This is a genomic window from Stenotrophomonas maltophilia group sp. Smal32, from assembly GCF_030237085.1.
GTDB lineage: Bacteria > Pseudomonadota > Gammaproteobacteria > Xanthomonadales > Xanthomonadaceae > Stenotrophomonas > Stenotrophomonas maltophilia_Q.
In genome coordinates, this window is record NZ_JASJSI010000027.1 from 19,594 (window position 1) to 42,461 (window position 22,868).

The 22,868-nt window shown below is 67.4% G+C and carries 24 protein-coding genes; 16 read left to right on the forward strand and 8 right to left on the reverse strand.

Annotation, left to right across the window (positions count from 1 at the left end):
- Window positions 1–66 precede the first annotated feature (66 nt).
- From QRO91_RS08880 to QRO91_RS08900, 5 genes are read left to right on the forward strand one after another with little or no spacing between them, the layout of a single operon-like run.
- A complete protein-coding gene (locus QRO91_RS08880; protein WP_049429939.1) occupies window positions 67–654 on the forward strand; it encodes a biliverdin-producing heme oxygenase in 588 nt (195 codons plus the stop codon).
- Window positions 655–685: 31 nt separating this feature from the next.
- Window positions 686–1,153, forward strand: coding sequence for a YbaN family protein (locus QRO91_RS08885; protein WP_049429938.1), 468 nt, complete (start codon window positions 686–688; stop codon window positions 1,151–1,153).
- Window positions 1,140–1,868 (forward strand): tonB-system energizer ExbB, encoded by a 729-nt coding sequence (gene exbB, locus QRO91_RS08890; protein WP_049429937.1) that lies wholly within the window; start codon window positions 1,140–1,142, stop codon window positions 1,866–1,868. The genes QRO91_RS08885 and exbB overlap by 14 nt, the downstream gene beginning before the upstream one ends.
- 9 nt (window positions 1,869–1,877) lie before the next feature.
- Window positions 1,878–2,303: a TonB system transport protein ExbD gene (gene exbD, locus QRO91_RS08895; protein WP_049429936.1), complete on the forward strand. Its 426-nt coding sequence runs from the start codon at window positions 1,878–1,880 to the stop codon at window positions 2,301–2,303.
- Window positions 2,300–3,019 (forward strand): energy transducer TonB, encoded by a 720-nt coding sequence (locus tag QRO91_RS08900; RefSeq protein ID WP_197650480.1) that lies wholly within the window; start codon window positions 2,300–2,302, stop codon window positions 3,017–3,019. The genes exbD and QRO91_RS08900 overlap by 4 nt, the downstream gene beginning before the upstream one ends.
- A gap of 86 nt (window positions 3,020–3,105) precedes the next feature.
- Here the strand turns inward: QRO91_RS08900 and QRO91_RS08905 are convergent, their stop codons facing one another.
- Complete coding sequence (locus QRO91_RS08905) at window positions 3,106–5,133, reverse strand: sodium-translocating pyrophosphatase (protein ID WP_049429934.1); 2,028 nt, start codon at window positions 5,131–5,133, stop codon at window positions 3,106–3,108.
- 308 nt (window positions 5,134–5,441) lie between these two features.
- On the opposite strand from QRO91_RS08905, the gene QRO91_RS08910 reads away from it, so the two are divergent.
- Window positions 5,442–5,945, forward strand: a complete 504-nt coding sequence (locus QRO91_RS08910; protein ID WP_049429933.1) for a hypothetical protein — start codon at window positions 5,442–5,444, stop codon at window positions 5,943–5,945.
- A gap of 72 nt (window positions 5,946–6,017) precedes the next feature.
- Here the strand turns inward: QRO91_RS08910 and QRO91_RS08915 are convergent, their stop codons facing one another.
- Together QRO91_RS08915 and QRO91_RS08920 are read right to left on the reverse strand one after the other, a co-directional pair.
- On the reverse strand, window positions 6,018–6,407 hold the full coding sequence (locus tag QRO91_RS08915; protein ID WP_197620176.1) for a DUF488 domain-containing protein: 390 nt from the start codon (window positions 6,405–6,407) through the stop codon (window positions 6,018–6,020).
- A gap of 114 nt (window positions 6,408–6,521) precedes the next feature.
- Window positions 6,522–7,778, reverse strand: coding sequence for a 6-phosphofructokinase (locus QRO91_RS08920; RefSeq protein WP_049429931.1), 1,257 nt, complete (start codon window positions 7,776–7,778; stop codon window positions 6,522–6,524).
- A gap of 136 nt (window positions 7,779–7,914) precedes the next feature.
- Between QRO91_RS08920 and QRO91_RS08925 the strand changes: the two genes are divergently transcribed.
- The 3 genes from QRO91_RS08925 (at window position 7,915) to QRO91_RS08935 (ending at window position 10,745) form a co-directional block, all read left to right on the forward strand.
- Complete coding sequence (locus QRO91_RS08925) at window positions 7,915–8,478, forward strand: adenylate kinase (RefSeq protein ID WP_014038375.1); 564 nt, start codon at window positions 7,915–7,917, stop codon at window positions 8,476–8,478.
- A gap of 327 nt (window positions 8,479–8,805) precedes the next feature.
- On the forward strand, window positions 8,806–10,170 hold the full coding sequence (gene mpl, locus QRO91_RS08930; RefSeq protein ID WP_049429930.1) for a UDP-N-acetylmuramate:L-alanyl-gamma-D-glutamyl-meso-diaminopimelate ligase: 1,365 nt from the start codon (window positions 8,806–8,808) through the stop codon (window positions 10,168–10,170).
- Window positions 10,167–10,745 (forward strand): LON peptidase substrate-binding domain-containing protein, encoded by a 579-nt coding sequence (locus tag QRO91_RS08935; RefSeq protein WP_049429929.1) that lies wholly within the window; start codon window positions 10,167–10,169, stop codon window positions 10,743–10,745. The genes mpl and QRO91_RS08935 overlap by 4 nt, the downstream gene beginning before the upstream one ends.
- Before the next feature lie 178 nt (window positions 10,746–10,923).
- Here the strand turns inward: QRO91_RS08935 and QRO91_RS08940 are convergent, their stop codons facing one another.
- A complete protein-coding gene (locus QRO91_RS08940; RefSeq protein WP_100443675.1) occupies window positions 10,924–12,921 on the reverse strand; it encodes a bifunctional DedA family/phosphatase PAP2 family protein in 1,998 nt (665 codons plus the stop codon).
- 85 nt (window positions 12,922–13,006) lie between these two features.
- On the opposite strand from QRO91_RS08940, the gene QRO91_RS08945 reads away from it, so the two are divergent.
- Entirely contained in the window at window positions 13,007–13,669 is a 663-nt protein-coding gene (locus QRO91_RS08945) for a serine/threonine-protein kinase (protein WP_049427303.1), read from the forward strand.
- Window positions 13,670–13,683: 14 nt separating this feature from the next.
- On the forward strand, window positions 13,684–14,172 hold the full coding sequence (locus QRO91_RS08950) for a DUF2867 domain-containing protein (RefSeq protein ID WP_219632240.1): 489 nt from the start codon (window positions 13,684–13,686) through the stop codon (window positions 14,170–14,172).
- A 51-nt stretch (window positions 14,173–14,223) separates the two neighbouring features.
- On the opposite strand, the gene QRO91_RS08955 is transcribed toward QRO91_RS08950, so the two are convergent.
- A complete protein-coding gene (locus QRO91_RS08955) occupies window positions 14,224–14,907 on the reverse strand; it encodes a hypothetical protein (RefSeq protein ID WP_049427297.1) in 684 nt (227 codons plus the stop codon).
- Between the two features lie 108 nt (window positions 14,908–15,015).
- On the opposite strand from QRO91_RS08955, the gene QRO91_RS08960 reads away from it, so the two are divergent.
- From QRO91_RS08960 to QRO91_RS08970, 3 genes are all read left to right on the forward strand, one after another.
- Entirely contained in the window at window positions 15,016–15,834 is an 819-nt protein-coding gene (locus QRO91_RS08960) for an NAD(P)-dependent oxidoreductase (protein WP_049427294.1), read from the forward strand.
- Window positions 15,835–15,927: 93 nt separating this feature from the next.
- Window positions 15,928–16,920 carry a YiiG family protein gene (locus tag QRO91_RS08965; RefSeq protein ID WP_049427293.1) on the forward strand — a complete coding sequence of 331 codons (993 nt, stop codon included), beginning with the start codon at window positions 15,928–15,930 and terminating at the stop codon, window positions 16,918–16,920.
- A gap of 17 nt (window positions 16,921–16,937) precedes the next feature.
- Complete coding sequence (locus QRO91_RS08970) at window positions 16,938–17,903, forward strand: YiiG family protein (protein ID WP_049427307.1); 966 nt, start codon at window positions 16,938–16,940, stop codon at window positions 17,901–17,903.
- A 62-nt stretch (window positions 17,904–17,965) separates the two neighbouring features.
- Here the strand turns inward: QRO91_RS08970 and QRO91_RS08975 are convergent, their stop codons facing one another.
- Complete coding sequence (locus tag QRO91_RS08975) at window positions 17,966–18,838, reverse strand: ion transporter (RefSeq protein ID WP_049427291.1); 873 nt, start codon at window positions 18,836–18,838, stop codon at window positions 17,966–17,968.
- A 63-nt stretch (window positions 18,839–18,901) separates the two neighbouring features.
- On the opposite strand from QRO91_RS08975, the gene QRO91_RS08980 reads away from it, so the two are divergent.
- Window positions 18,902–20,128, forward strand: a complete 1,227-nt coding sequence (locus tag QRO91_RS08980; RefSeq protein ID WP_006467246.1) for an acetylornithine transaminase — start codon at window positions 18,902–18,904, stop codon at window positions 20,126–20,128.
- Between the two features lie 93 nt (window positions 20,129–20,221).
- On the opposite strand, the gene QRO91_RS08985 is transcribed toward QRO91_RS08980, so the two are convergent.
- Complete coding sequence (locus QRO91_RS08985; protein WP_049428280.1) at window positions 20,222–20,824, reverse strand: HAD-IA family hydrolase; 603 nt, start codon at window positions 20,822–20,824, stop codon at window positions 20,222–20,224.
- Window positions 20,825–20,946: 122 nt separating this feature from the next.
- Here QRO91_RS08985 and azu point away from each other — a divergent pair, with 122 nt between their 5' ends.
- Window positions 20,947–21,396, forward strand: coding sequence for an azurin (azu, locus tag QRO91_RS08990; protein WP_049428283.1), 450 nt, complete (start codon window positions 20,947–20,949; stop codon window positions 21,394–21,396).
- Window positions 21,397–21,570: 174 nt separating this feature from the next.
- Here azu and hemL read toward each other — a convergent pair whose 3' ends face one another.
- Window positions 21,571–22,860 carry a glutamate-1-semialdehyde 2,1-aminomutase gene (hemL, locus tag QRO91_RS08995; protein WP_049428286.1) on the reverse strand — a complete coding sequence of 430 codons (1,290 nt, stop codon included), beginning with the start codon at window positions 22,858–22,860 and terminating at the stop codon, window positions 21,571–21,573.
- Window positions 22,861–22,868 lie beyond the last annotated feature (8 nt).

Sequence of the window (22,868 nt, forward strand, 5' to 3'; positions counted from 1 at the left end):
GCAGACGAGCTTGGGGAAAGCCCCGCGGCGAACGTCTACAGCACGACGACCCCTTTGGCATCCCCCATGAACGCACACATTGCCCCTGAAGACAGCCGCAGCCTGCGGCTCAAGGCTGCCACCCGCGACAGCCACGGCGCCCTGGACAAGCGCATCATGGCCGGCGACATCTTCGCCGACCGCAGCAACTTCGCCCGTTTCCTGCGCGTGCAGTACCGCTTCCACCGCAGCATCGACGCGCTGTACGCCAACCCTGCACTGGACGCACTGCTGCCCGATCTCGGCGAGCGCCGCCGCCTGACCCAGGTGGCACGTGACCTGCAGGACCTGGAGCAGACCCTGCCGGGGGCGGACATCGCCGCGCTGCCGTCGGATCTCGCGTTGCCGGCCGCGCTGGGCTGGCTGTACGTGGCCGAAGGCTCCAACCTGGGCGGTACCATCCTGTACAAGATGGCGGCCAAGCTCGGGCTGGACCGTGACTTCGGTGCCCGCCACCTGGCCGCGCATCCGGATGGCGCCGCCCGTCACTGGCGCGAGTTCACCGCCGCGCTGGACGCGGTGCCGCTGAGCGCCGAGCAGGAGCAGCAGGTGATCGACGCTGCCGATGCCGCGTTCCGCAGCGTGCACGGGCACGTTGAAGTGGAATTCGCCTGATGAACGCCCGCCACCCGCGGGTGCAGCGCTGATGCGCTGGCTCTGGTTCGCGCTGGGCTGGCTGATGGTCGGCCTCGGGGTGATTGGCGCGTTGCTGCCGGTGATGCCGACCACCATTTTCCTGATCCTGGCCGTGGGTTGCTTCGCGCGCAGCTCGCCGAAGTTCGAGCAGCGCCTGCTGTCGCATCCGCGCTACGGCCCATCACTTCGGCTGTGGCGCGAGCAGGGCGCGGTGTCGCGCAAGGGCAAGGCCTTTGCCAGCGCCGGCATGGCGGTCGGCTTCGCGATGTTCTGCTGGGGCGCGCATCCGTCGTGGCGCCTGTTGCTGGGCGTGGGACTGTTCTTCGCGGTCAGTGCCGGCTATGTGCTCAGTCGACCCGCACCACGCATTGAACCCACGCCGCTGGTGGAAGTGGACGACGCCAACGATCCGCGCGCGGCCCGCCGCCGTGCCGTGCCCCCCGATACAGATGGAACCCGAGACGATGCTGCCTGCTGACCTGGCCCCCGTGGCTGCCCCCGCACTGACGCCGTGGGGCATGTACCTGGCCGCCGATGTGGTGGTGAAGGCCGTGATGATCGCGCTGGCGTTGGCGTCGCTGGCCACGTGGACCGTGCTGCTGGCCAAGGGCTGGGAACTGGCCCGGCAAGCGCGGCAGCTGCGGGCGGCGCGCGCGCTGTTGCTGCAGTCTGCACAGCTGCCGGCGCAGAGCGAAGCGGCAAGCCTGCAGCAAGGCACCGCACTGGCGATGCTGGACGCCGCACGCACCGAACTGCGCCTGTCGCAGGAGCTGGACAGCCGCGACGGCACCAAGGAACGCGTGGCGTCGCGGTTGGATCGCATCGAGCTGGAAACCGCACGCGTGCAGCGGCGCGGTATCGGCGTGCTCGCCAGCATCGGTGCGGTGGCGCCGTTCGTGGGCCTGTTCGGCACGGTGTGGGGCATCATGAACAGCTTCATCGGCATCGCCCACAGCAACACCACCAATCTGGCGGTGGTCGCGCCCGGCATCGCCGAGGCGCTGCTGGCCACCGCGCTCGGCCTGGTCGCCGCGATTCCGGCGGTACTGGTCTACAACCACTTCAGCCGCGTGCTGGTCGGCTTGCGGGGGCTGCTTGGCGATCTGTCGGCGGCCGTGCAGCAGCTGGTCTCGCGCGATCTCGATCGTGCCGCTTCGCGCAGCGCAGCGACGCCGCTGCGTGCGGTGCACTGAGGCGCGGCGATGGCGATCAGGACCGCGTCCGACCGCGACGACACGCCGGAAGAAGCGCACGAGATCAACGTCACGCCCTTCATCGATGTGATGCTGGTGCTGTTGATCATCTTCATGGTGGCGGCACCGCTGGCCACCGTGTCGGTACCGGTGCAGCTGCCGGCCAGCAGTGCCAGTGCCACGCCGCCGGAACAGGCACCGGTGTACGTCACAGTGCAGGCCGATCTGTCGCTGCGTGTCGGCGAGCAGGCGGTGGCACGCGACGGGCTGGCCGCTGCGCTGCAGGTAGCCACCCACGGCGACACCGCGCAACGCCTGTTCCTGCGCGCCGATACCCGCGTGCCTTACGGTGAATTGATGGCAACACTGGATGCGCTGCGTGCTGCGGGCTACCTGAAGGTGGCACTGGTTGGACTGGAGCAGGGCGCGCGATGAGCGGACTGCGGCGCTGGGCGACCAGCCTGGCGATCGTACTGCTGGTGCATGCGCTGCTGATTGGCGTGGCCTGCTGGTGGGCGGCGTGCGCACCGGCGGTGGCTACCGTAGCGGCGCCCGCGGCGTTGATGCTGGAGTTGGCGCCGATGGCACAGGCGCCCCCGGTGCCGCGGCGCGAGCTGGCAACCGGGTCCCTGCAGCAGCAACAGCAGCGGCAGGCGCCGAAGCCGGCGCTACGCGAGCAGCCGAAGGCACCGGTGCAGCCGCAGGGTGACCTGCCGCCGCCGCGCACACCTGAGCCGGCGCCCTCGCCGGATACTGCCGACGCCAATGTCGCGCAGACCAGCGCACCGCCGCAGGTCGCCGCCGATGCGGCCGCACGCTATACCGCGCCGCAGACCACGGCCGGCGAACGCAGTCGTGCCGAGGCGACCTGGGAAGGCCGCCTGCTGGGGCATCTGCAGAAGCACCGGCGCTATCCGCGCCAGGCCGAACGACTGCGCCAGCAGGGCGTGGTGTACGTGCGTTTTGCCGTCGCCCGCGATGGTGCGGTATCCGGATTGAAGCTGGGCCGCGGCAGCGGCTTCGAACTGCTCGACCAGGAGACGCTGGATACCGTGCAGCGCGCCAGCCCGGTACCGGCGCCGCCGGCCGAAGTGGCCGGCGACCCGGTGGAAGTGATGGTGCCGGTGTCGTTCTTCCTGCGCGGGCGTTGACCTTGTAGAGCCGAGCCGATGCTCGGCTGTTCTCCGATCCCGCGAAGCCGTTGAGCCGAGCATGGGCTCGGCCCTACAGAAGGCCTTTACAGCAGCGGCACCAGCAGCAGCGCCACGATGTTGATGATCTTGATCAGCGGATTGATCGCCGGCCCCGCGGTGTCCTTGTACGGGTCACCGACGGTATCGCCGGTCACCGCGGCCTTGTGCGCTTCGCTGCCCTTGCCGCCGAAATGGCCATCCTCGATGTACTTCTTGGCGTTGTCCCAGGCGCCGCCGCCGGTGGTCATCGAAATGGCCACGAACAGGCCGGTCACGATCGTGCCGATCAGCAGCCCGCCCAGCGCGCGCGGTCCCAGCAGCAGGCCGACCACCACCGGCACCGCCACCGGCAGCAGCGAGGGCACGATCATTTCGCGGATCGCCGAGCGGGTCAGCATGTCCACCGCTTTGTCGTACTGCGGCTTGCCGGTGCCCTGCATGATGCCGGGGATCTCGCGGAACTGGCGCCGCACTTCTTCCACCACCGCGCCGGCCGCACGACCGACTGCTTCCATCGCCATCGCACCGAACAGGTACGGAATCAGGCCGCCGATCAGCAGGCCGATGATCACCGTGTGGTCGCTGAGGTCGAAGCGGAATTCCTGCCCGGGATGTGCGGCCTGCAGGTTGTGCGTGTAGTCCGCGAACAGCACCAGCGCGGCCAGCGCCGCCGAGCCGATCGCATAGCCCTTGGTCACCGCCTTGGTGGTGTTGCCCACGGCATCGAGCGGGTCGGTGATGTCGCGGATCTCCGAGGGCAGTTCGGCCATCTCGGCGATGCCGCCGGCGTTGTCGGTGATCGGCCCATAGGCATCCAGGGCAACGATCATGCCGGCCATCGACAGCATCGCGGTGGCGGCGATGGCGATGCCGTACAGCCCACCCAGTGCGAACGCGCCCCAGATTGCCGCACACACGGCCACCACCGGCAGCGCGGTGGACTTCATCGAGATGCCGAGGCCGGCGATGATGTTGGTGCCGTGGCCGGTGGTCGAGGCCTGGGCCACATGCTGCACCGGCTTGTACTGGGTGCCGGTGTAGTACTCGGTGATCCACACGATCAGGCCGGTCAGCACCAGGCCGATCAGCGCGCAGCCGTACAGCGCCATCGGCCCGTGCACGTTGTCGGCCATCAGCCCGGTGGTGATCGGGTAGAACGCGATCGCGGCCAGCACGCCGGAGACGATCACGCCCTTGTACAGCGCGCCCATGATCGAGCCGCCAGGCTTCACCTTGACGAACAGCGCACCAATGATCGAAGCGATGATCGATACGCCGCCCAGCACCAGCGGGTACAGCACCGCATTGGCACCAGCTTCGGCCAGCATCAGGCTGCCCAGCAGCATGGTGGCGATCACGGTCACCGCATAGGTCTCGAACAGGTCGGCAGCCATGCCGGCGCAGTCGCCGACGTTGTCACCGACGTTGTCCGCGATCACCGCCGGGTTGCGCGGATCGTCCTCGGGAATGCCGGCTTCGACCTTGCCGACCAGGTCGGCGCCGACGTCGGCGCCCTTGGTGAAGATGCCACCGCCCAAGCGCGCGAAGATCGAGATCAGCGACGAACCGAAGGCCAGGCCGACCAGCGCGTGCAGCGCCTGCTCCATCGGCAGGCCCATGCGCAGCAGCAGCGCGTAATAGCCGGCCACACCCAGCAGGCCCAGCCCGACCACCAGCATGCCGGTGATCGCACCGCCGCGGAAGGCGACGTCCATGGCGGCGCTGATGCCGTGGCGTGCAGCTTCGGCAGTGCGTACGTTGGCGCGTACCGAGACGTTCATGCCGATGTAGCCGGCGGCACCGGACAGCACTGCGCCAACCGCGAAACCAATCGCGGTGTACCAGCTGAGGAACACCCCGACCAGCACGAACAGCACCACGCCGGCCACGCCGATGGTCAGGTACTGGCGGTTGAGATAGGCACGCGCGCCTTCCTGGATCGCGGTGGCGATCGCGACCATGCGTTCATTGCCAGTGGGTTGGCGCAGGATCCAGCGCGCCGAGACGATTCCGAACAGGATTGCGAGGATGGCGCAGCCCAGCGCCAATGACAGCCCGTGACGTTCCAGCATTAGACCCCTCCGCAGAATGGATGTAGGCATCCAGTGGCGATGAACGGCACCACGAGGGGGACGACGGGCTGCAGCCTGGAACCAACCCGTACCGACCTTGGCGGTCGTCCGACGTATGGCGGTGTTCAGCATTCCCTGGTGCCCGCAGTATGCGTGCCGCCACTTGTAGAGTCGAGCCATGCTCGACTGGCGCCTGGGAGCCGCGGCGCATGCCGTCGGGCCCTGGGCATGATTCGCGAGCCAACGGCCTTTGCACCCCGTTAAGCCAATCTCTGCAAGCCTGCGCACAGTCCTGAAGGAGATACCCCATGCGCCTTTCCCTGTTGATGCTCGCCGCCCTGGTCCCGGCGCTGCCGGCCTTCGCGGCGGAAACCCCGGAACTGCAGCGCGCCGTGGGTGCACCACAGGCGGTAGGCGTGGTGCATACGCTGCGGCAGATCCCCGAGGCCTGTGCGCGCCTGGAAGGTGCATTCACCGGCCAGGCCGCCGAACCGTATCGCTTCTCTGCGGTGCGTACGAGCGAACAATGCCAGCCGCGCGCGCGCTTCGTCGACTACACCAAGGCCCAGCCGAGTGCCGACAAGGGCTGGAAGCTCAATGATGTGATCCGTGTGCCCAGCGCTGCGTGCCCGGCGCAGCAGGCGGTGGTGCGCGTGTGGCGGCTGCCGTCGAGCAACAAGGTCGAGCTGGACGGGCAGGGCCAGTCGCGCATCTACCTGGAAGAGGCGAAGAAGCAGGCGGCGGCCGGCCAGATTCCGCAGGTGACGATGTTTGCGGCGCAGTTGCAGGTGGAAGGCAAGGCCTGCAATTGAAATTGCGTGGGCGGTGTACCCACGCGGTCATCCGCGGGTAGTGCCGGCCGCTGGCCGGCAACCCTGCAATCGTCACTCTGCCAGCGTCGCCCCACGCGCCACCAGCAGCTCGCGCAGCGCCTTGCGGTGGCAGTGCGCCTCATCCTCGCAGTAGCACCCGACGCTGAGGTCGCTGTTCTGCGACATCGCAGCCAGCAGGTCCAGCGAGTGGGACGCATCCGGCGCCTTCATCTCCGCCTTGTAGTGGCGGAAGAACGCATTCCAGTCGGCGGCCGTCTTCGCCTCATGCGCCTGCTTCACCAGTTCCGCGCTGGGTGACAGTGTCGGGAACCAGACGTCATACCAGTCCTGCCGGGCGAACTCGCTGCGCGGCACGCCACGTGGCGGCCTGCGCACCGTGCCGATGCGCAGGCCCTCGCCAGCGGCGCGCGGCGTACCGAGTCGAACAACACGCAGTGCCATCATGTTCCTCCACGAAAAGGGGACGGAGGGGATTAAGTCGTATTCGACGTTTTGCTGGCGCTGAAGGGGGCAGAGGGCAGATACGACTTAATCCCCTCCGTCCCCTTTTTCGGGTCAGCCCTCGAACGGCGGCAGCTTCTGCTTCACCGCCACGTTCTTCAGCGTGACGTACTTCGGCAGGCCATCGGCACCGTAGGGCAGCGGGGCTTCACCCTTGATCAGCGGCGACAGGTAGGCACGCGCTTTGGCCGTGATGCCGAAGCCATCGCGGCGGATGAAGCCGGCCGGCATCTTCTTCTCGTGGTTGGCGATCTTCGACAGTGGCGCCGCTTCGATCTTCCAGCGGTAGGGAGCGTCGCTGCTGCGCACGATCACCGGCATCACGCCGTTCTGGCCCTTCAGCGCCAGCTGCACCGCGGCCTTGCCGACCGCCTGCGCCTGCTCCCAGTCGGTCCTGCTGGCCAGGTGGCGGGCCGAGCGCTGCAGGTAATCGGGCAGCGCCCAATGGACCTTCAGGCCCAGCTGGTCCTTGACCCGGCCGGCCAGGTGCGCGGCCACGCCCCCCAGCTGCGAGTGGCCGAACGAGTCCTTGCCGCCGCCAGCGTCGGCGACGAAGCGGCCGTCGGCGGTGGCGATGCCTTCCGATGCCACCACCACGCAGTAGCCGACGCGCTCGACCACCGCCTTCACCTTGGCCAGGAACGCAGTCTCGTCGTAGGCGCGCTCGGGCAGCAGGATGATGTGCGGGGCTTCGTCTTCGCCATTGCCGGCCAGGCCGGCGGCCGCAGCCAGCCAGCCGGCGTGACGGCCCATCGCCTCGTAGATGAAGACACGGGTGGAGGTCTCGGCCATCGCCGCCACGTCCAGCGCCGCCTCGTGCACCGACACGGCGGTGTACTTGGCCGCCGAGCCGAAGCCGGGGCAGGTGTCGGTCACTGCCAGATCGTTGTCGATGGTCTTGGGCACACCGATGCAGGTCAGGTCGTAGCCGGAGGCCTTGGCCAGCTGCGAGACCTTCAGCGCGGTATCGGCCGAGTCGTTGCCGCCGTTGTAGAGGAACCAGCGCACGTCGTGCGCACGCAGCACCTCCAGCAGGCGGTCGTAGCGGGCGCGGTCGGCGTCCAGCGATTTCAGCTTGACCCGGCACGAGCCGAAGGCGCCGCCCGGGGTATGGGCGAGGGCGCGGATGGCCGCAGCGCTCTCCTTGCTGGTGTCGATCAGTTCCTCGCGCAGCGCGCCGAGGATGCCGTTGCGCGCGGCCAGCACCTTGATGCCCTTGGTCCGGGCCTGCTCGATCACCGCCGCCGCCGTGGCGTTGATGACGGCGGTGACACCACCGGATTGGGCGTAGAGGAGAGTACCGTTGCGCATGCGTCTACCTGCTCGGGGGAAAGGACATTGCAGGGACATTACCCGGATGCGGTAAAGTGGCGCTATTGCGGTGCAGCGATACCGGTCCGTCCGGGACGCGAACCTTCTTTGTTTTCAACACGTTGGAGTCAGGTCAATGCGATTGGTTCTGTTGGGACCGCCCGGTTCGGGCAAGGGGACACAGGCGACGCGCCTGAAGGAAAAGCTGGGGATCGCCCACATTTCGACCGGTGACATGCTGCGCGCGGAAATCGCCGCGGGCACGGAGCTGGGCAAGCAGGCCAAGACGGTGATGGATGCCGGCAACCTGGTGTCGGATGACATCCTGCTGGGCATGCTGGAGTCGCGCCTGACCCAGGCCGATGTCGCCAAGGGCTTCATCCTCGATGGCTATCCGCGCAATGTGGCCCAGGCCAATGCGATGGACGGCCTGCTGGCCAAGATCGGCCAGCCGCTGGATGCCGTGGTGCAGCTGGACGTGGCCACCGAGCTGCTGGTCGACCGCATCGCCGGTCGCGCCAAGGAACAGGGTCGTGCCGACGACAATCCGGAAGCGGTGCGCCAGCGCCTGCAGGTTTACAACGACCAGACCGCCCCGGTGGTCGACTTCTACGCCGGCCGTGGCACCCTGGCCCGCGTCGACGGCGTCGGCGAACTGGACGAGATCGAAGCCCGCATCCTGGCGGCGATCAAGGCCTGATCCGGCGGGGCCGGCCCGCTGCCGGCCCTTCGGGCGAAAAAACACAGGCCTGGTCCGCGAGGATCAGGCCTGTGTCGTTTCATAGGCGCCAGCAGAGGGCTTGCTCAGGGCCCCGCAGCATGAGCTCCCTTGGGGATGGCCTCTTGGGGAGTAGGACCGGTTCGGGTACTGCGGCTGGCAGTTCGAATTGTGTCCGGGTTCACAGAACATCGCTATCGGGAATTCCCTGACAGAAGATTGGAGTTTTCTCACATCCCGTGTAGGACTTGTCTTACCCGGGGGCGGACATTGGCCCTATACAGCCGTCATCGGTCACAATCCCCGGTCATGAGCAGCGTACATATCCTTGCAATCGCCGGCACCTTCATGGGCGGCGTGGCCGCCCTGGCGCGGGAACTCGGCCATACGGTCAGTGGCAGCGACCAGGCCATCTATCCGCCGATGTCGACCCAGCTGGAACAGCTGGGCATCACCCTGGACCAGGGCTATCGCGCCGACAGCGTGCCGGCCGGAACCGATGAAGTGGTGATCGGCAACGCGCTCTCGCGCGGCAATGCGGCCGTGGAGGCCGTGCTCGACGCCGGCCAGCGCTACATTTCGGGCGCGCAATGGCTTTCTGAACAGGTACTGCCGGGCCGCGACACCCTGGCCGTGGCCGGTACCCATGGCAAGACCACCACCACCACCATCCTCACCTGGCTGCTGGAAAGCGCCGGGCGTTCGCCGGGCTTCCTGATCGGCGGCGTGGCCGAGGATTTCGGCGTTTCCGCGCGCCTGGGCCAGGGCCGCGAATTCGTGGTCGAAGCCGATGAGTACGACACTGCCTTCTTCGACAAGCGCAGCAAGTTCGTGCACTACCGGCCGCTGGTGGCCATCCTCAACAACCTTGAATACGACCATGCCGACATCTTCCCCGATGTGGCGGCGATCCAGCGCCAGTTCCACCATCTGGTGCGCACGGTGCCGGCGCGTGGCCGCCTGATCGTCAACGGCGAGGACCAGCACGTGGCCGAGGTGCTGGCGATGGGGTGCTGGACCCCGGTCGAGCGCTTCGGTTTCGACCCGACCCTGGAATGGCATGCGGAACTGCTGGTTGCCGATGGCAGCGCGTTCCGCGTGTACCACCGCGGGCAGGCGCTGGGTGATGTGCAGTGGTCGCTGCTGGGCCGGCACAACGTGCTCAACGGCCTGGCCGCGCTGGCCGCCGCGCATGCGGTGGGCGTGGCACCGGCCGAGGTGATCCCGGCGCTGGCGCGCTTCCGCAGCGTCAAACGCCGCATGGAAGTGATCGGCAGCCACGAGGGCATCACCGTCTACGACGATTTCGCCCATCACCCGACCGCGATCGCCACCACGCTGGAAGGTCTGCGTGCCAAGGTCGGCGATGCGCGTATCGTGGTTGCCATGGAGCCGCGCAGCAATTCGATGCGGCTGGGCGCACATGCGCAGGCGCTGGCGCCTTCGCTGGCACTGGCCGATGACGTGGTGTTCCTGCACCGCCCGGAACTGGCCTGGGATGCCGCCGCTGTGATCGCCGCGGTGCGTGGTGAAGCGCACGCGGTGCCGGATACCGACGCGCTGCTGGCGCAGCTGCAGACCAGCGCGCGCCGCGGCGACCACGTGGTGTTCATGTCCAATGGTGGCTTCGACGGCGCACCGCGCCGCTTCCTCGCCGCGCTGCAGGCCCGATGAGCGTCGACGGTTCGCTGCCGCTGTTTCCGCTGCACACCACGCTGGTACCGGGTGCGGCGGTGGGCCTGCGCGTGTTCGAGCGGCGCTACCTTGATCTGGTGCGCGACAGCGGCCGCAGTGGCGAAGGCTTCGGTGTCTGCCTGATCCTCGACGGCCAGGAAGTGGGAGCCCCGGCAACACCGGCGGCCTATGGCGTGCAGGTGCGCATCGAAGACTTCGATGTCGGCGCCGACGGTGTGCTGCAGTTGCGCCTGCGCGGCACCCGCCGTTTCCATGTCGAGCGCACCCGCGTGCGCGACAACGGGCTGGTGGTGGCCGATGTGCGCTGGTGCGAGGAAGACCCCGATGACGAACTGCGGCCGCAGCATGCACTGCTGGCCACGGTGCTGGGGCACATCATCGAGCAGGCCGGTGAGGCCTATGCGCCGGCCAATCCGGCGTTGCTGGACCAGGCCAGCTGGGTCGGCTGGCGGCTGGCCGAGCTGCTGCCGCTGAGCGAGCAGCAGCGGTTGCAGCTGCTGCAGCTGGATGATCCGCACCAGCGTCTGCAGCAGTTGCTGGGCTGGATGCCGTAGAAGCCATCCTCGGGTGGATGTGCACCTTGGGGCACACGCTGGGGTATCCGTGGAATCCCCATCCAGGCATGGCGTGGATCTACTGTAGCGCCGAGCCTATGCTCGGCTTGTTGGATCGTGGGAAGCGCAGCCGAGCATGGGCTCGGCTCTACAGTGGGTGATCGCGCACCGGTACCGGTCAGGGCGTTGTAGTCTTCAACCGCAGCACCGGCAACCCGGTTTCGCTGTGCACGTCCTCGCGCTGCGGCAGGTCCTGCACGGCTTCCTTCACGGCATTCAATGCCGGGTCGACGCCACGCAGCGGGTGCCACATGCCGATCCACTCGAAGTGGCGTTCGTAACGCAGGGTCTGCGCGCTGCCCAGCCAAAGCGGCGTGTTGCCAGGCTGCAGCTGGGCCGGTGCTGGCCACAGCCGCAGTACATAGCGCTCATCCGGCTTCGCGCCCTGGCGCACCATCAACAGCGCTTCCACGCGCGTATCCAGGGTTGCCGGCAGCACCGGCAGTTCATCGGCACCGGTGTTCTTGTCCAGCATCAGCAGCGCCTGCTGCCAGCCAGCCTGGTCCTGCCGCTTCCAGCCACGCGCTTCCAGCTGTGCCTGCAACGGTGCCAACGGACCGGCCACCTGCACGTCCAGCGGCCAGCGCTGATCGTCGTCGAACTCGTTGCGACGCGCCGGCAGCTGCACCCAGTCGCGCTGCCACCAGGCCTGCATGTCCATCGCCTGCGGTGCCGGCAGGGTGGGTTCGAAGCGTTCCAGCTTCACCGGGATGTTGCGCGGCGCGTACCACATCGCTGCCACGGCGAAGACGCCGTAGAACAGCCACGCCACCGGCTTCACCCAGAACGAGCGGTTGAAGCGGCGGCGATAGGCGATGCCCAGCACCAGCAGCCAGAACGTGCCGAACAGCATGCCGCCGATCACATCGCTCAGCCAGTGCGCGCCCAGGTACAGGCGCGAGAATCCGATCAGGCTGACCACGATGCCCGAGATCAGGTACGGCCAGACGCGGGTGCGGCCGGGCATCTCGCGTGCGATCAGCACCGCGAAGAAGCCGAAGGTGATGGTGGCCATGGTCACCGACACCGACGGGAAGCCGAAGCCACTGCTGGCATCGACCGGGCGCACCACATCGACGGTGGCGCCGAGCAGCATGGTCAGCGCCAGGCCGAAGGCCAGTGCCGCCAGCCAGTGTGCGGCGGCCATCCAGCGCCGGCGCCAGATCAGGTAGCCCATCGCTGCAGCCGTGGCCGGCAGCAGTACCTGCCACGCCCCCAGCGACGCCAGCGCGGCCATCGGGTAGTCGGCCAGCGGATTGCGCAGTGCCAGCATGGCCTGGTGCACCAGCAGGTCGATCGCCAGCGGTTCGCCATGCGCGACCACCACGGTCAGCAGCGCGAACCAGCCCCAGCCCAGCAACAGCAGCATCAACGCCAGCATCGCCAGCGGCACCGATTCGCGGCGCTTCGGGTCCAGCACGCCCACGGTGTAGCGGCCCAGCGTCGGGTGGCGGTTGGACCAGTCCAGCAAGCGTGCCAGCCAGTTGTCCATGCGTGCGGCCGACCAGCGGTAGCCGTACAGCACGATGGCCCAGACCAGGCCAAGGATCACCGCCAGCAGGCCTACCACCACCACCAGCCGCCCTGCCACGGCAGCCACCGCGTCATACGCTTCGCCGAGGATCCAGCCCGGGGCCAGGAACAGCACGGCCCAGGAAATGCTGGCGATGCCGCTGGCCTGCACGTAGCGGCTGGCGGGCATCTTCATCATGCCGGCGATGGCCGGTACGAACGGGCGGATCGCGCCGACATAGCGCGCCACCAGGATGCTCTTGAACGCATTGCGGCGGAACAGGTTTTCGCCGCGGTCGAGCAGCTGCGGGTAGCGGCTGAACGGCCAGATGCCGCGCAGACGATCGCCCCAGCGGCGGCCGATCCAGTAGCTGATGCCATCACCGGCGAACGCACCCAGCGCCGCTGCCGCCACCGCGTACGGCCCGGAGATCTGGCCCAGGCCGATGAACACACCCACCGCGAACAGCAGCGGCAGGGCCGGCACGATGGCGCCGAGAATGATCACCGCATCGCAGAAGGCAATGAGGAAGATAACGGCGCCCGCCAGCACGGGGTGAGCGGCAATCCACGCGAGGGTGGCGTCGATCCATGAAGAGTCCATTGCCCGATTATAGGGGCGTGAACGTGACTGGTTCCCAGTCGCTTCGTGACCGTTTGCAACCGGCGCCATCGCCTAGAATGGGGTCATGCCGCATACGCCAGACGCTCCCCACCGTGCCTTGAAGGCCGACAGTTTCGGCCGGATCCTTCTGGTTGAAGGGCCCAACGGCCCGTTCGTGCGCCGCGATCTGCGCGCTACGCCGCTGTGGCTGCGGCTGCCCGCGTGGTGGCTGGCGCGGCGTGAAGCACGCGCGTTGCGCCATATTCACGGCATGGCCGACGTGCCGCAGTTGCTTGCATGGGATGGCCGCCACCTCGACCGCAGCTTCATGGCCGGCGATGCCATGTACCAGCGCCCGCCGCGCGGCGACCTGGCCTGGTTTCGTTCCGCGCGCCGGCTGCTGCAGCAGCTGCATCGGAACGGCGTGGCCCACAACGATCTGGCCAAGGAGGCCAACTGGCTGGTCACCGAAGACGGCCGCCCGGCGCTGATCGACTTCCAGCTGGCAGTGATCGGCCACCCGCGCTCGCGCTGGATGCGCCTGCTGGCGCGCGAGGACCTGCGCCACCTGCTCAAGCACAAGCGCATGTATTGCCGTGAATCGCTCACCCCGGTGGAGAAGCGCGTGCTCAAGCGCACCTCGTGGGTGCGTGAGCTGTGGTTCGCCACCGGCAAACCGGTCTATCGCTTCGTCACCCGCCGCATCCTGCACTGGGAAGACAACGAAGGGCAGGGACCGAAGCCGTGAGTGCATCGCAGGTGATGAGCGCCCCGCCGAGCGCGGGCAGCGTGCTGCGCACACAGCTGCCCGGCGCCGACTTCGTGCACGCATGCCAGGCCACTACCCGGCGCGACGGGCGTACCGCACTGCAGGCCTACCGCGACATGGCGGCGACCATTCCGGGCTGGTTCGATGGCTTGATGGCGCTGCGCAACCACGGCATGCGCTTGCTGGGCATGAAGCATCTGGGGTCGTTGCGGGCGGTGCAGGATACTGTCGATCCGGCTCCCGGCCAGCGGCTGGGCATCTTCACCCTGCAGTCGCTGGATGACGATGCCATCGTGCTGGAAGACGATGATCGCCACCTGCGCGTACAGCTGGCCCTGCAATGGCAGGGCGACGTGCTGGAAGTGGCGACGGTGGTGCATACGCACAACGCGTTTGGCCGCCTTTACATGCTGCCGGTCGCGCCCGTGCACCGGTTGATCGTGCCGCATCTGCTGCAGAAGCAGGTGCAGGCCTATCGATGACGCGTCGCTGCGTCCGCCGGGCATGGCCCGGCGACACGCGGCGTTTCCGGGTTACGGCGTCGCCGGCACCACCTGCTGGCCGATGAAGTTGCGCTTGGCATCGAAGTCATAGGCGATCTGCAGCTGGCCCACGTCCGGGCAGGCGTGGCAGTCACGCAGCGGCGTGCGGTACAGCAGGCGGATGCCGCCGCCCTCCAGCGGTGTCGCTCCGGCCGACTGCGCAGGCGCGAACGGCGTGGCCTGCGGGTTCGCCTTCAGCAGCTCCTGCACGGTCGCGTCGGCACGCAGCGTGTCGTCCAGTTGCACGGCATCCACATCGATGCGCTTGCCGCTGGCGTCGACCAGGCGGGTGCCTTCGTTGGTGTTGGCCCGGAAGGGATACTCGACCGTGGCAATGCCCAGCCCCTCGTTCTCATGCCACGCTGTGACATACGCCAGTTCCCCGGCGCTGGACAGTTGCTCGGCGGCGGTGATCGCCTCGGCGCTCGCTCCGCCCGCTCGCATTGCATCGCGCAGGCAATCCCGGGTGGCCGCATTCTCGCCCTGGCGGCATGCGTTCAGATCGCCATCCCAGACCACGGCCTCGCTCCAGCGCATCTTTCCGTCGGCGGCAGCCTTCTCCGCGCTGGGCGCGTCACCGGCGGGCGTCTCCTTGCCGGGTTCCGGCGAACGGCCCTGGCAGGCAGTCAGCAGGGCAAGCCCCAAGGCAGGCAGCAACAGGCGGGAACGGCGCATGGCGTGAACCTCGTGCGTTGGCTGGAGGCCCGAGTATCGTCAAGGCCGGGTGAACTCCGCGTCGGCGCGGCATACTAGCGGCTCATTGCATACGCTGGAGTGTGGAACGTGGGCAGTCTGCAGGGCAAAACGCTTTTCATCACCGGTGCCTCGCGTGGCATCGGCCTGGCCATCGCACTGCGCGCTGCGCGCGACGGTGCCAATGTGGCCATCGCGGCCAAGTCGTCGGTGCCCAATCCGAAGCTGCCGGGCACCATCCACACCGCTGCCGAAGCGGTGACGGCGGCAGGCGGGCAGGGCCTGGCGCTGAAGTGCGACATCCGCGAGGAAGAGCAGGTGCAGGCGGCCGTCGCGGCCACGGTCGATACCTTCGGTGGCATCGACATCCTGATCAACAACGCCAGCGCGATCTGGCTGCGCGGCACGCTGGATACGCCGATGAAGCGCTTCGACCTGATGCAGCAGGTCAATGCGCGCGGCAGTTTCCTGTGCGCGCAGGCCTGCCTGCCGTACCTGCTGCAGGCGCCGAATCCCCACATCCTCACCCTGGCACCACCGCCGAGCCTGGAGCCGAAGTGGTGGGCACCGCACACCGGCTACACGCTGGCAAAGATGGGCATGAGCTTCGTCACCCTGGGGCTGGCTGCGGAGTTCGGTCCGCAGGGCGTGGCGGTGAACGCGCTGTGGCCGCGCACGGTGATCGCCACCGATGCGATCAACATGATTCCGGGCGTGGATGCGGCCGGTTGCCGCACGCCACAGATCATGGCCGACGCGGCGCATGCGGTGCTGGTGCGCGAAGCGGCCGGTTTCCATGGCCAGTTCCTGATCGATGATGAAGTGCTGGCGCAGGCCGGCGTCACCGATCTTTCGGGCTACGCGGTGGACCCGTCGCGGCCGTTGCTGCCGGATCTGTTCCTGGATTGATATCGCACTACCGGAAGAGGCCGAGGGCTGCGACGCTCGGCCTGCTGCGCTAGAATGCGCGGCTGTAATCGTTTCCAACAAGGATGTGAGCACATGTCACGCACTCTTTCCGTCGCGGCGCTGGCCGCTTCGCTGTCGTTGATCCTGACCGCCTGCGGTGGCAAGGCCCCCGCAGCTGCGGGCGGCGCTGATTCCTCCGGCACGCCGGACGCCAGCGCGGCCTCGTCCGATACACAGCAGCAGTTGACCGCCAAGCTCAACGCCTACATCGGTTGCTTCAACGCGCTGGATTCGAAGACCCACGGCAGCATCCAGTCCTACACGCGCTGGATCAAGGATGTCGACGCTGGCCCGACCGGGCGTGAGACGCACGTGTACGGCCCGTTCGAGATCAGCGACTACGACATGAAGCAGTGCGACGCCCCGGTGACCGAGGCGATCGCTGCCAAGCCGGCGCTGGCCGAACTCGATGCTGCTGCAGGCCATTACCAGCAGGCGCTGAAGGCGCTGGTGCCGGTCAGCAAGGACGCGCACGACTACTACGATCGCCAGGACTACGAAGACGACCAGTTTGCCAAGGGCAAGCAGCTGCACGCGCCGTTGATGGCCGCCTTCAAGGATTTCGTGGCTGCCAGCGAAACCTTCAATGCCGAGCTGGAGCATCAGAACGATGCCGCCCAGCGCGAGCAGCTCAAGGCGCTGGAGCAGGCCGAGGGCCGCACGCGCGAGTACTACCGCCTGGCGATGATGCTGGAGGCCAAGGCCCTCATGGATCTGATGAGCGAAGATGATTTCGATCAGGCCAAGGCCCGCGAACGCCTGGATGCCTTCAATCGCATCTCCGATGAAGCGCACGCCAAGGTTGCCGACCAGGAGCCGGGCAAGTCGGACTGGGAAGGCTTCGAACGTGGTGCCGAGAATTTCCGGCGCGAAGGCAAGGAGCGGCTGCAGCGCGTCAGCGAGAAAAAGCCTTACACCGATTTCGAACGACGCATGCTTGATTCGCCGTCGATGGCGCCGCGCGGTTCGGCCAGCAAGCTGATGCAGGAATACAACTCGCTCGTTTTCCAGAGCAACCGCCAGTGACCGGCGCGCCAGTACTCATGCGAGAGACCATGACGACGTCCTGTCTGCGTATCGCGCCGCTGCTGCTGATCGGCGCTGTGGCGGGCCTGAGCGGCTGCAACAGATCGGCAGGGCTGCCGGTGGCCGACCCCGGCCTGGAGAAGGTGAACGCCTACATCGAGTGCTACAACGGCGTTGAACAGCCCTTCCACGAGGGCTTCCAGGCCTACACCAGCTGGATGAAGGACCCCGAAGCCGGCCCGACCGGCAAGGAAGCGCAGCCGCGTTCGCCCGGAAAGGTGCTGTCGCACCGCGTCGAGTACTGCGGCCAGCCCCTGACCGACGCGCTGGCGAAGACCCCGGCACTGCCGATGGATGGCCCCGCGCGTGACTATCAGCAGGCATTCCAGGCATTGAACACCCTGGTCGAGCGTGCCGATGGCTACTTCACCCGCGAGGACTATCGCCGTGATGGCGGTGAAGGGATGCGCAGCCAGCATGCCCCGTTGATGCAGGCCTACGCCGATTTCTTCAGGGCCAGCGAAGCGATGGATGTGGCGCTGGAAAAGAACGAGAACGATCGCCGGGTCGCGCAGCTGAAGCAGATCGAGGAAAGCGAAGGGCGTTCGCTGGCCTACTACCATCTTCGCCTGCTGGGCGATGGCAAGCAGCTGGCCATGGCGTTCCAGAGCGACGCGCCGGACGTTGCAGCGTTGCGCGCGCAGCTGGCTGACTTCCAGGCACTGGTGACGGAGATCCAGAACGGTGGCGTCGGCAAGGATGACCCGATGTGGGGCCACGTGCAGCGTTCGGCGGACAAGCTGGTGCGTACCGCGGGACGTGGCGTCGAGCGCCTGGAGCAGCACAAGCCGATCACCGCCGAAGCGCTGGCGGCAGAACGGAAGGCGTCAGGAAGTTGGCTCACCACCGACCCGGAAGGGGCGCAGTCAACGATCCTTGCCGCTTACAACGATCTGGTAACTACCAGCAACCGCATGCGATGAGCAGCGCGCGCATCCATGCGTAAACGCCAAGGGGTAGTGCCGGCCGCTGGCCGGCATGTGCCTCAATGGCTGAACGCGTCCGGCAGCTCACCGCCGCACTTGCGGCAGTGCCGTGCATCCGGCTCGTGGCCTTCCAATCCGCACTGCGGGCAGCCACGTGCGTCACGGCGCGCGGCCAACTCGGCCTCGCGCATCGTGCTGGCCAGTTCGGCGGTGTAGATGCCGGTGGGCACGGCGATGATGCTGTAGCCGATCAGGATCAGCACCGAGGTGACGAAGCGGCCAAGCACGGTCTGCGGCACGATGTCACCGAAGCCGACCGTGGCCATGGTTACCACCGCCCAGTACATGCTGGCCGGGATGTTGCTGAAACCATGCTCGGGGCCTTCGATCACGTACATCAGTGCGCCGGCGATGATGGTGATGGTGATCACCGTGAACAGGAACACCAGCACTTTGCGCCGGCTGCGCCACAGCGACGTCATCAGTACGCCGCTTTCCTCGATGTAGCGGGTCAGCTTGAGGATGCGGAACACGCGCAGGATGCGCAGTGCGCGCACCACCAGCAGGCTCTGCGCGCCGGGGATGAACATCGACAGGTAGGCGGGCAGGATCGACAGCAGGTCGATGATGCCCCAGATGCTCACCGCATACCGCAGCGGGCGCTTGACCACCGCCAGCCGCAGCAGGTACTCGGCGGTGAAGATGATCGTGAAGCCCCATTCCAGGATGTACAGGCCGGTGGACCATTCGGCGTGCAGGTGCTGCACGCTGTCGATCATCACCACCAGGATGCTGGCGACGATCGCCACCACCAGGATCAGGTCGAAATTGCGCGAAGGGCGGGTGTCGTGGCGGTAGATGATGTCGAACCACCGGCGGCGCCAGCCGGTCTCGGTGGCGGGGTTCAGCTGGGGGGCGGAAAACGGTCGCATGGGCGCATTGTGCCGCAGGGGTTCCGGCGCGAGAATGGGGATTCCTGAATCCTGCCGACTGCCATGACCGCCGCGACCGATCCGCTGATCTCCCTTTCGCACTATTACCTGCCGGTCTACAAGCCCCGCCAGGTGGTACTGGAGCGAGGCCAGGGCGCCCGCGTGTGGGACAGCCAGGGCCGTGAGTTCATCGACCTGGCCGCCGGCATCGCCGTGTGCGGCCTGGGCCACAACGACCCGGACCTGGTGGCCGCGCTGGTCGAACAGGCCGGCAAGCTCTGGCATACCAGCAACGTGTTCTACAGCGCGCCGCCACTGCACCTGGCCGAGGAGCTGGTGAAGGCCAGCCGCTTCGCCGAGCGCGTGTTCCTGTGCAATTCCGGCGCCGAAGCCAATGAAGTGGCGATCAAGATGGTCCGCAAGTGGGCCTCCAGCCAGGGCCGCCCGGCCGACAAGCGGGTGATCATCACCTTCCGCGGCAGCTTCCACGGCCGCACCATGGGCGCGGTGACCGCCACTGCCCAGCCGAAGTACCAGGAAGGCTACGAGCCGCTGCCCGGCGGCTTCCGCTACATCGATTTCAACGATGAAGTGCAGTTGGAAACCGCGATGGCCGCCGGCGATGTGGCTGCAGTGATGCTGGAGCCGATCCAGGGCGAGGGCGGCGTGATGCCGGCCAAGTCCGGTTTCCTCAAGCGCGTGCGCGAGCTGTGCGACCAGCACAACGCGTTGCTGGTGCTGGATGAGATCCAGGCCGGCATGGGCCGCACCGGCACGCTGTTCGCGCACTGGCAGGACGACGTGGTGCCGGACATGGTCACCCTGGCCAAGGCACTCGGCGGTGGCTTCCCGATCGGCGCGATGCTGGCCGGCCCGAAGGTAGCCGAGACCATGCAGTTCGGCGCGCACGGCACCACCTTCGGTGGCAACCCGCTGGCCGCTGCGGTCGCCCGCGTGGCACTGCGCAAGCTGGCCTCGGCGGAGATCGCGGCCAATGTCAGCCGCCAGTCGAAGGCGCTGCGCGATGGCTTCGCCCGCATCAACGACGAGTTCGGTGTGTTCAGCGACGTGCGTGGCCGCGGCCTGATGCTGGGCGCGGTGCTGAGCAAGGACTTCGCTGGCCAGGCCGGAGCGATCCTCGACCATGCCGCCGAGCAGGGCCTGCTGACCCTGCAGGCCGGCCCGGACGTGCTTCGCTTCGTGCCGTCGTTGAACATCACCGACGAAGAAGTGGCCGAAGGCCTGAAGCGCCTGCGCGCAGCGATTGCTGCGTTCATTGCCGCGCGCTGACGCCAGCAGAGGCATCTGTAGAGCCGAGCCTACGCTCGGCTCATCGCGATGCCAGGCAACAGCAGCCGAGCATGGGCTCGGCTCTACGGCGGTTCACGCAATCCGATAGCGCTTCAACACCTTGCCCAGTCCACGGCCATCGTGCACGGTTTCTGCATGTAGGCCGGCGGCGCGTGCACCGCGTACGTTGGCGAACAGGTCATCGATGAACAGCGTGTACGCAGGCGCGGCGTCGAGCATCTGCAGCGTGCGCAGGAACACCTCCGGCGCCGGTTTGCGCAGGCCGAAATCGGCGCTGCAGAACACGCGCCCCAGCAGGGCAGGGAACAGCTCCGGCAGCAGGGAAGGCAACGCCTGCTTCATCAGCGCGCCATTGTTGGTCAGCACCGCCATCGGCAGCTGCAGGGCCTGCAGCCGTTGCAGTACTGCGGGCTGCGGATGGCTGGCGGCTTGCCGCGCTGCTGTCCAGGTGTCCACGTCGACAGTCCTGTGCAGAAGCTCTCCCAATCGCGCGAGATAGGCCGGGCCATCCAGCGCACCATTGTCATGCGCGGCTTCCAGGCCGCTGTCGTACAGCGCAGCCTGCACGGCCTGCGTCGGAACCCCCAGCGCCTGCGCCAGGTGCAGTACACGCTGCGCGCGCTGGTACTGCACCAGCACGCCATCCACATCCAGCAGCAACAGATCGATCCGCATCGGCCGAGCATGCCATCGTGGCCGATGTGCGGAAACCCTGGAGTGCGCGTGCGACAGACGGTCGCAGACATGGCTGCAGGTGCCTGCCTAGAATGGCGCTTGAACCTGCAGGAGACGCAACGATGAAGGCTTGGATGGTGGCAGTGGGACTGGGTGCGCTGATGCTGGCGCCGTCGGCGATGGCACGGGTGTGTGCGGTGAGCATCGACAGCACCGACCAGATGAGCTTCAGCAGCCGCGAGATCAAGGTCGCCGCCGACTGCACCGCCGTGGACTTGACTCTGCGCCACACCGGCAAGCTGGCCGCCACTGCCATGGGCCACAACTGGGTACTGACCCGCACCGCCGATTACCAGCCGGTGGCGATGGCCGGCATGCGCATGACCCTGGCCGACAGCTACCTGCCGAAGGCCGACAAGCGCGTGCTGGCGCACACCAAGGTGATCGGTGGCGGTGAGAGCACGCGCGTGCGCTTCTCCACCCAGGGGCTGCAGAAGGGCGGTGACTACACCTTCTTCTGCTCGTTCCCCGGCCACTTCGCGATGATGAAGGGCAAGTTCGTCTTCGGTTGATGCCGCTTGTAGCGTCGAGCCATGCTCGACTGTTCTTTTCCGCGCTGCGCGCGATGAGCCGAGCATGGCTCGGCTCTACAGATAAATCGCCGTACGCAGTGCAGTAGATCCACGCCGTGCGTGGATACGGTGCACCGCAATGCCAACCAAGGTTGGCACCTGCCAGAGCTGGGCTCAGCCCTTGGCAGCCTTGAACGCCACGCGTGCGGCGGCCAGCGTCGCCTCGATCACCGCATCGTCGTGCGCGCTGGACAGGAAGCCGGCCTCGTACGCCGACGGTGCCAGGAACACGCCCTGGTCCAGCATGGCGTGGAAGAATCGGTTGAATGCCGGGATGTCGCAGGCGGTGGCCTGCGCATAGGTTTCCACCTTTTCACTGGTGAAGAACAAGCCGAACATCGCACCCACGCGGGTGGTGGTCACGGCCACGCCGGCTTCGGCGGCGGCGGCTTCCAGGCCGGCGCACAGGCGCGCGGTGCGTTCGGCCAGGTCGGCGTGGAAACCCGGCTGCTGGATCAGTTCCAGCATCGCCAGGCCAGCCGCCATTGCCACCGGGTTGCCGCTCAGCGTGCCGGCCTGGTAGATCGGGCCGGCCGGGGCAATCTGCTGCATCAGCTCGCGGCGACCGCCATAGGCGCCCACCGGCATGCCGCCGCCGATGATCTTGCCGAAGGTGGTCAGGTCCGGGGTGATGCCGTAGTGCGCCTGCGCACCGCCGAGGGCGACGCGGAATCCGGTCATCACTTCGTCGAAGATCAGCAGCGCGCCATGCTTCGTGCACAGTTCGCGCAGGTGCTGCAGGTAACCGTCGCGCGGCGGGATGCAGTTGGCGTTGCCGACCACCGGTTCGATGATCAGGCCGGCGATGTCCTGGCCCTGCTGTTCGAACAGCGCGGTGGCAGCCTCGAAGTCGTTGTAGGGCAGGGTCAGGGTCAGTTCGCTCAGGCCGGCTGGCACGCCAGGCGAGGTCGGTACGCCCAGGGTCAGCATGCCGCTGCCGGCCTTGACCAGGAACGAGTCGCCGTGGCCGTGGTAGCAGCCTTCGAACTTGACGATGCGGTTGCGGCCGGTCGCACCGCGCGCCAGGCGGATCGCGGACAGCGTGGCTTCGGTGCCGGAGTTGACCATGCGCACCATCTCGCACGACGGCACCAGGCGGGTGATGGTTTCGGCCATGGTCACTTCGGCCGCGCACGGCGCGCCGAACGACAGGCCGTTGTCGATCGCCTTCTTCACCGCCTGGCGCACGGCCGGGTGGTTGTGGCCGACGATCATCGGGCCCCAGGAACCGACGTAATCGATGTAGCGGTTGCCGTCGACGTCGTACAGGTAGGCGCCGTCGGCGCGCTCGACGAAGAACGGCTCGCCGCCGACCGACGTGAACGCACGTACCGGCGAATTGACGCCGCCCGGCAGCAGCTGCTGGGCACGGGAGAACAGGGCGTGGGACTGGTCGTGGTTCATGGGGCTTT

Bases quoted from the DNA above. Each gene is read 5' to 3' on its own strand.
- QRO91_RS08910 (WP_049429933.1), top strand. From the start codon at position 5,442: ATGCGCCTTTCCCTGTTGATGCTCGCCGCCCTGGTCCCGGCGCTGCCG.
- QRO91_RS08955 (WP_049427297.1), bottom strand. From the start codon at position 14,907: ATGCGCCGTTCCCGCCTGTTGCTGCCTGCCTTGGGGCTTGCCCTGCTG.
- exbB (WP_049429937.1), top strand. From the start codon at position 1,140: ATGCTGCCTGCTGACCTGGCCCCCGTGGCTGCCCCCGCACTGACGCCG.
- azu (WP_049428283.1), top strand. From the start codon at position 20,947: ATGAAGGCTTGGATGGTGGCAGTGGGACTGGGTGCGCTGATGCTGGCG.
- exbD (WP_049429936.1), top strand. From the start codon at position 1,878: ATGGCGATCAGGACCGCGTCCGACCGCGACGACACGCCGGAAGAAGCG.
- QRO91_RS08880 (WP_049429939.1), top strand. From the start codon at position 67: ATGAACGCACACATTGCCCCTGAAGACAGCCGCAGCCTGCGGCTCAAG.
- QRO91_RS08935 (WP_049429929.1), top strand. From the start codon at position 10,167: ATGAGCGTCGACGGTTCGCTGCCGCTGTTTCCGCTGCACACCACGCTG.
- QRO91_RS08905 (WP_049429934.1), bottom strand. From the start codon at position 5,133: ATGCTGGAACGTCACGGGCTGTCATTGGCGCTGGGCTGCGCCATCCTC.
- mpl (WP_049429930.1), top strand. From the start codon at position 8,806: ATGAGCAGCGTACATATCCTTGCAATCGCCGGCACCTTCATGGGCGGC.
- QRO91_RS08900 (WP_197650480.1), top strand. From the start codon at position 2,300: ATGAGCGGACTGCGGCGCTGGGCGACCAGCCTGGCGATCGTACTGCTG.
- QRO91_RS08965 (WP_049427293.1), top strand. From the start codon at position 15,928: ATGTCACGCACTCTTTCCGTCGCGGCGCTGGCCGCTTCGCTGTCGTTG.
- QRO91_RS08940 (WP_100443675.1), bottom strand. From the start codon at position 12,921: ATGGACTCTTCATGGATCGACGCCACCCTCGCGTGGATTGCCGCTCAC.
- QRO91_RS08985 (WP_049428280.1), bottom strand. From the start codon at position 20,824: ATGCGGATCGATCTGTTGCTGCTGGATGTGGATGGCGTGCTGGTGCAG.
- QRO91_RS08925 (WP_014038375.1), top strand. From the start codon at position 7,915: ATGCGATTGGTTCTGTTGGGACCGCCCGGTTCGGGCAAGGGGACACAG.
- QRO91_RS08975 (WP_049427291.1), bottom strand. From the start codon at position 18,838: ATGCGACCGTTTTCCGCCCCCCAGCTGAACCCCGCCACCGAGACCGGC.
- hemL (WP_049428286.1), bottom strand. From the start codon at position 22,860: ATGAACCACGACCAGTCCCACGCCCTGTTCTCCCGTGCCCAGCAGCTG.
- QRO91_RS08915 (WP_197620176.1), bottom strand. From the start codon at position 6,407: ATGGCACTGCGTGTTGTTCGACTCGGTACGCCGCGCGCCGCTGGCGAG.
- QRO91_RS08970 (WP_049427307.1), top strand. From the start codon at position 16,938: ATGCGAGAGACCATGACGACGTCCTGTCTGCGTATCGCGCCGCTGCTG.
- QRO91_RS08945 (WP_049427303.1), top strand. From the start codon at position 13,007: ATGCCGCATACGCCAGACGCTCCCCACCGTGCCTTGAAGGCCGACAGT.
- QRO91_RS08980 (WP_006467246.1), top strand. From the start codon at position 18,902: ATGACCGCCGCGACCGATCCGCTGATCTCCCTTTCGCACTATTACCTG.
- QRO91_RS08920 (WP_049429931.1), bottom strand. From the start codon at position 7,778: ATGCGCAACGGTACTCTCCTCTACGCCCAATCCGGTGGTGTCACCGCC.
- QRO91_RS08950 (WP_219632240.1), top strand. From the start codon at position 13,684: ATGAGCGCCCCGCCGAGCGCGGGCAGCGTGCTGCGCACACAGCTGCCC.
- QRO91_RS08885 (WP_049429938.1), top strand. From the start codon at position 686: ATGCGCTGGCTCTGGTTCGCGCTGGGCTGGCTGATGGTCGGCCTCGGG.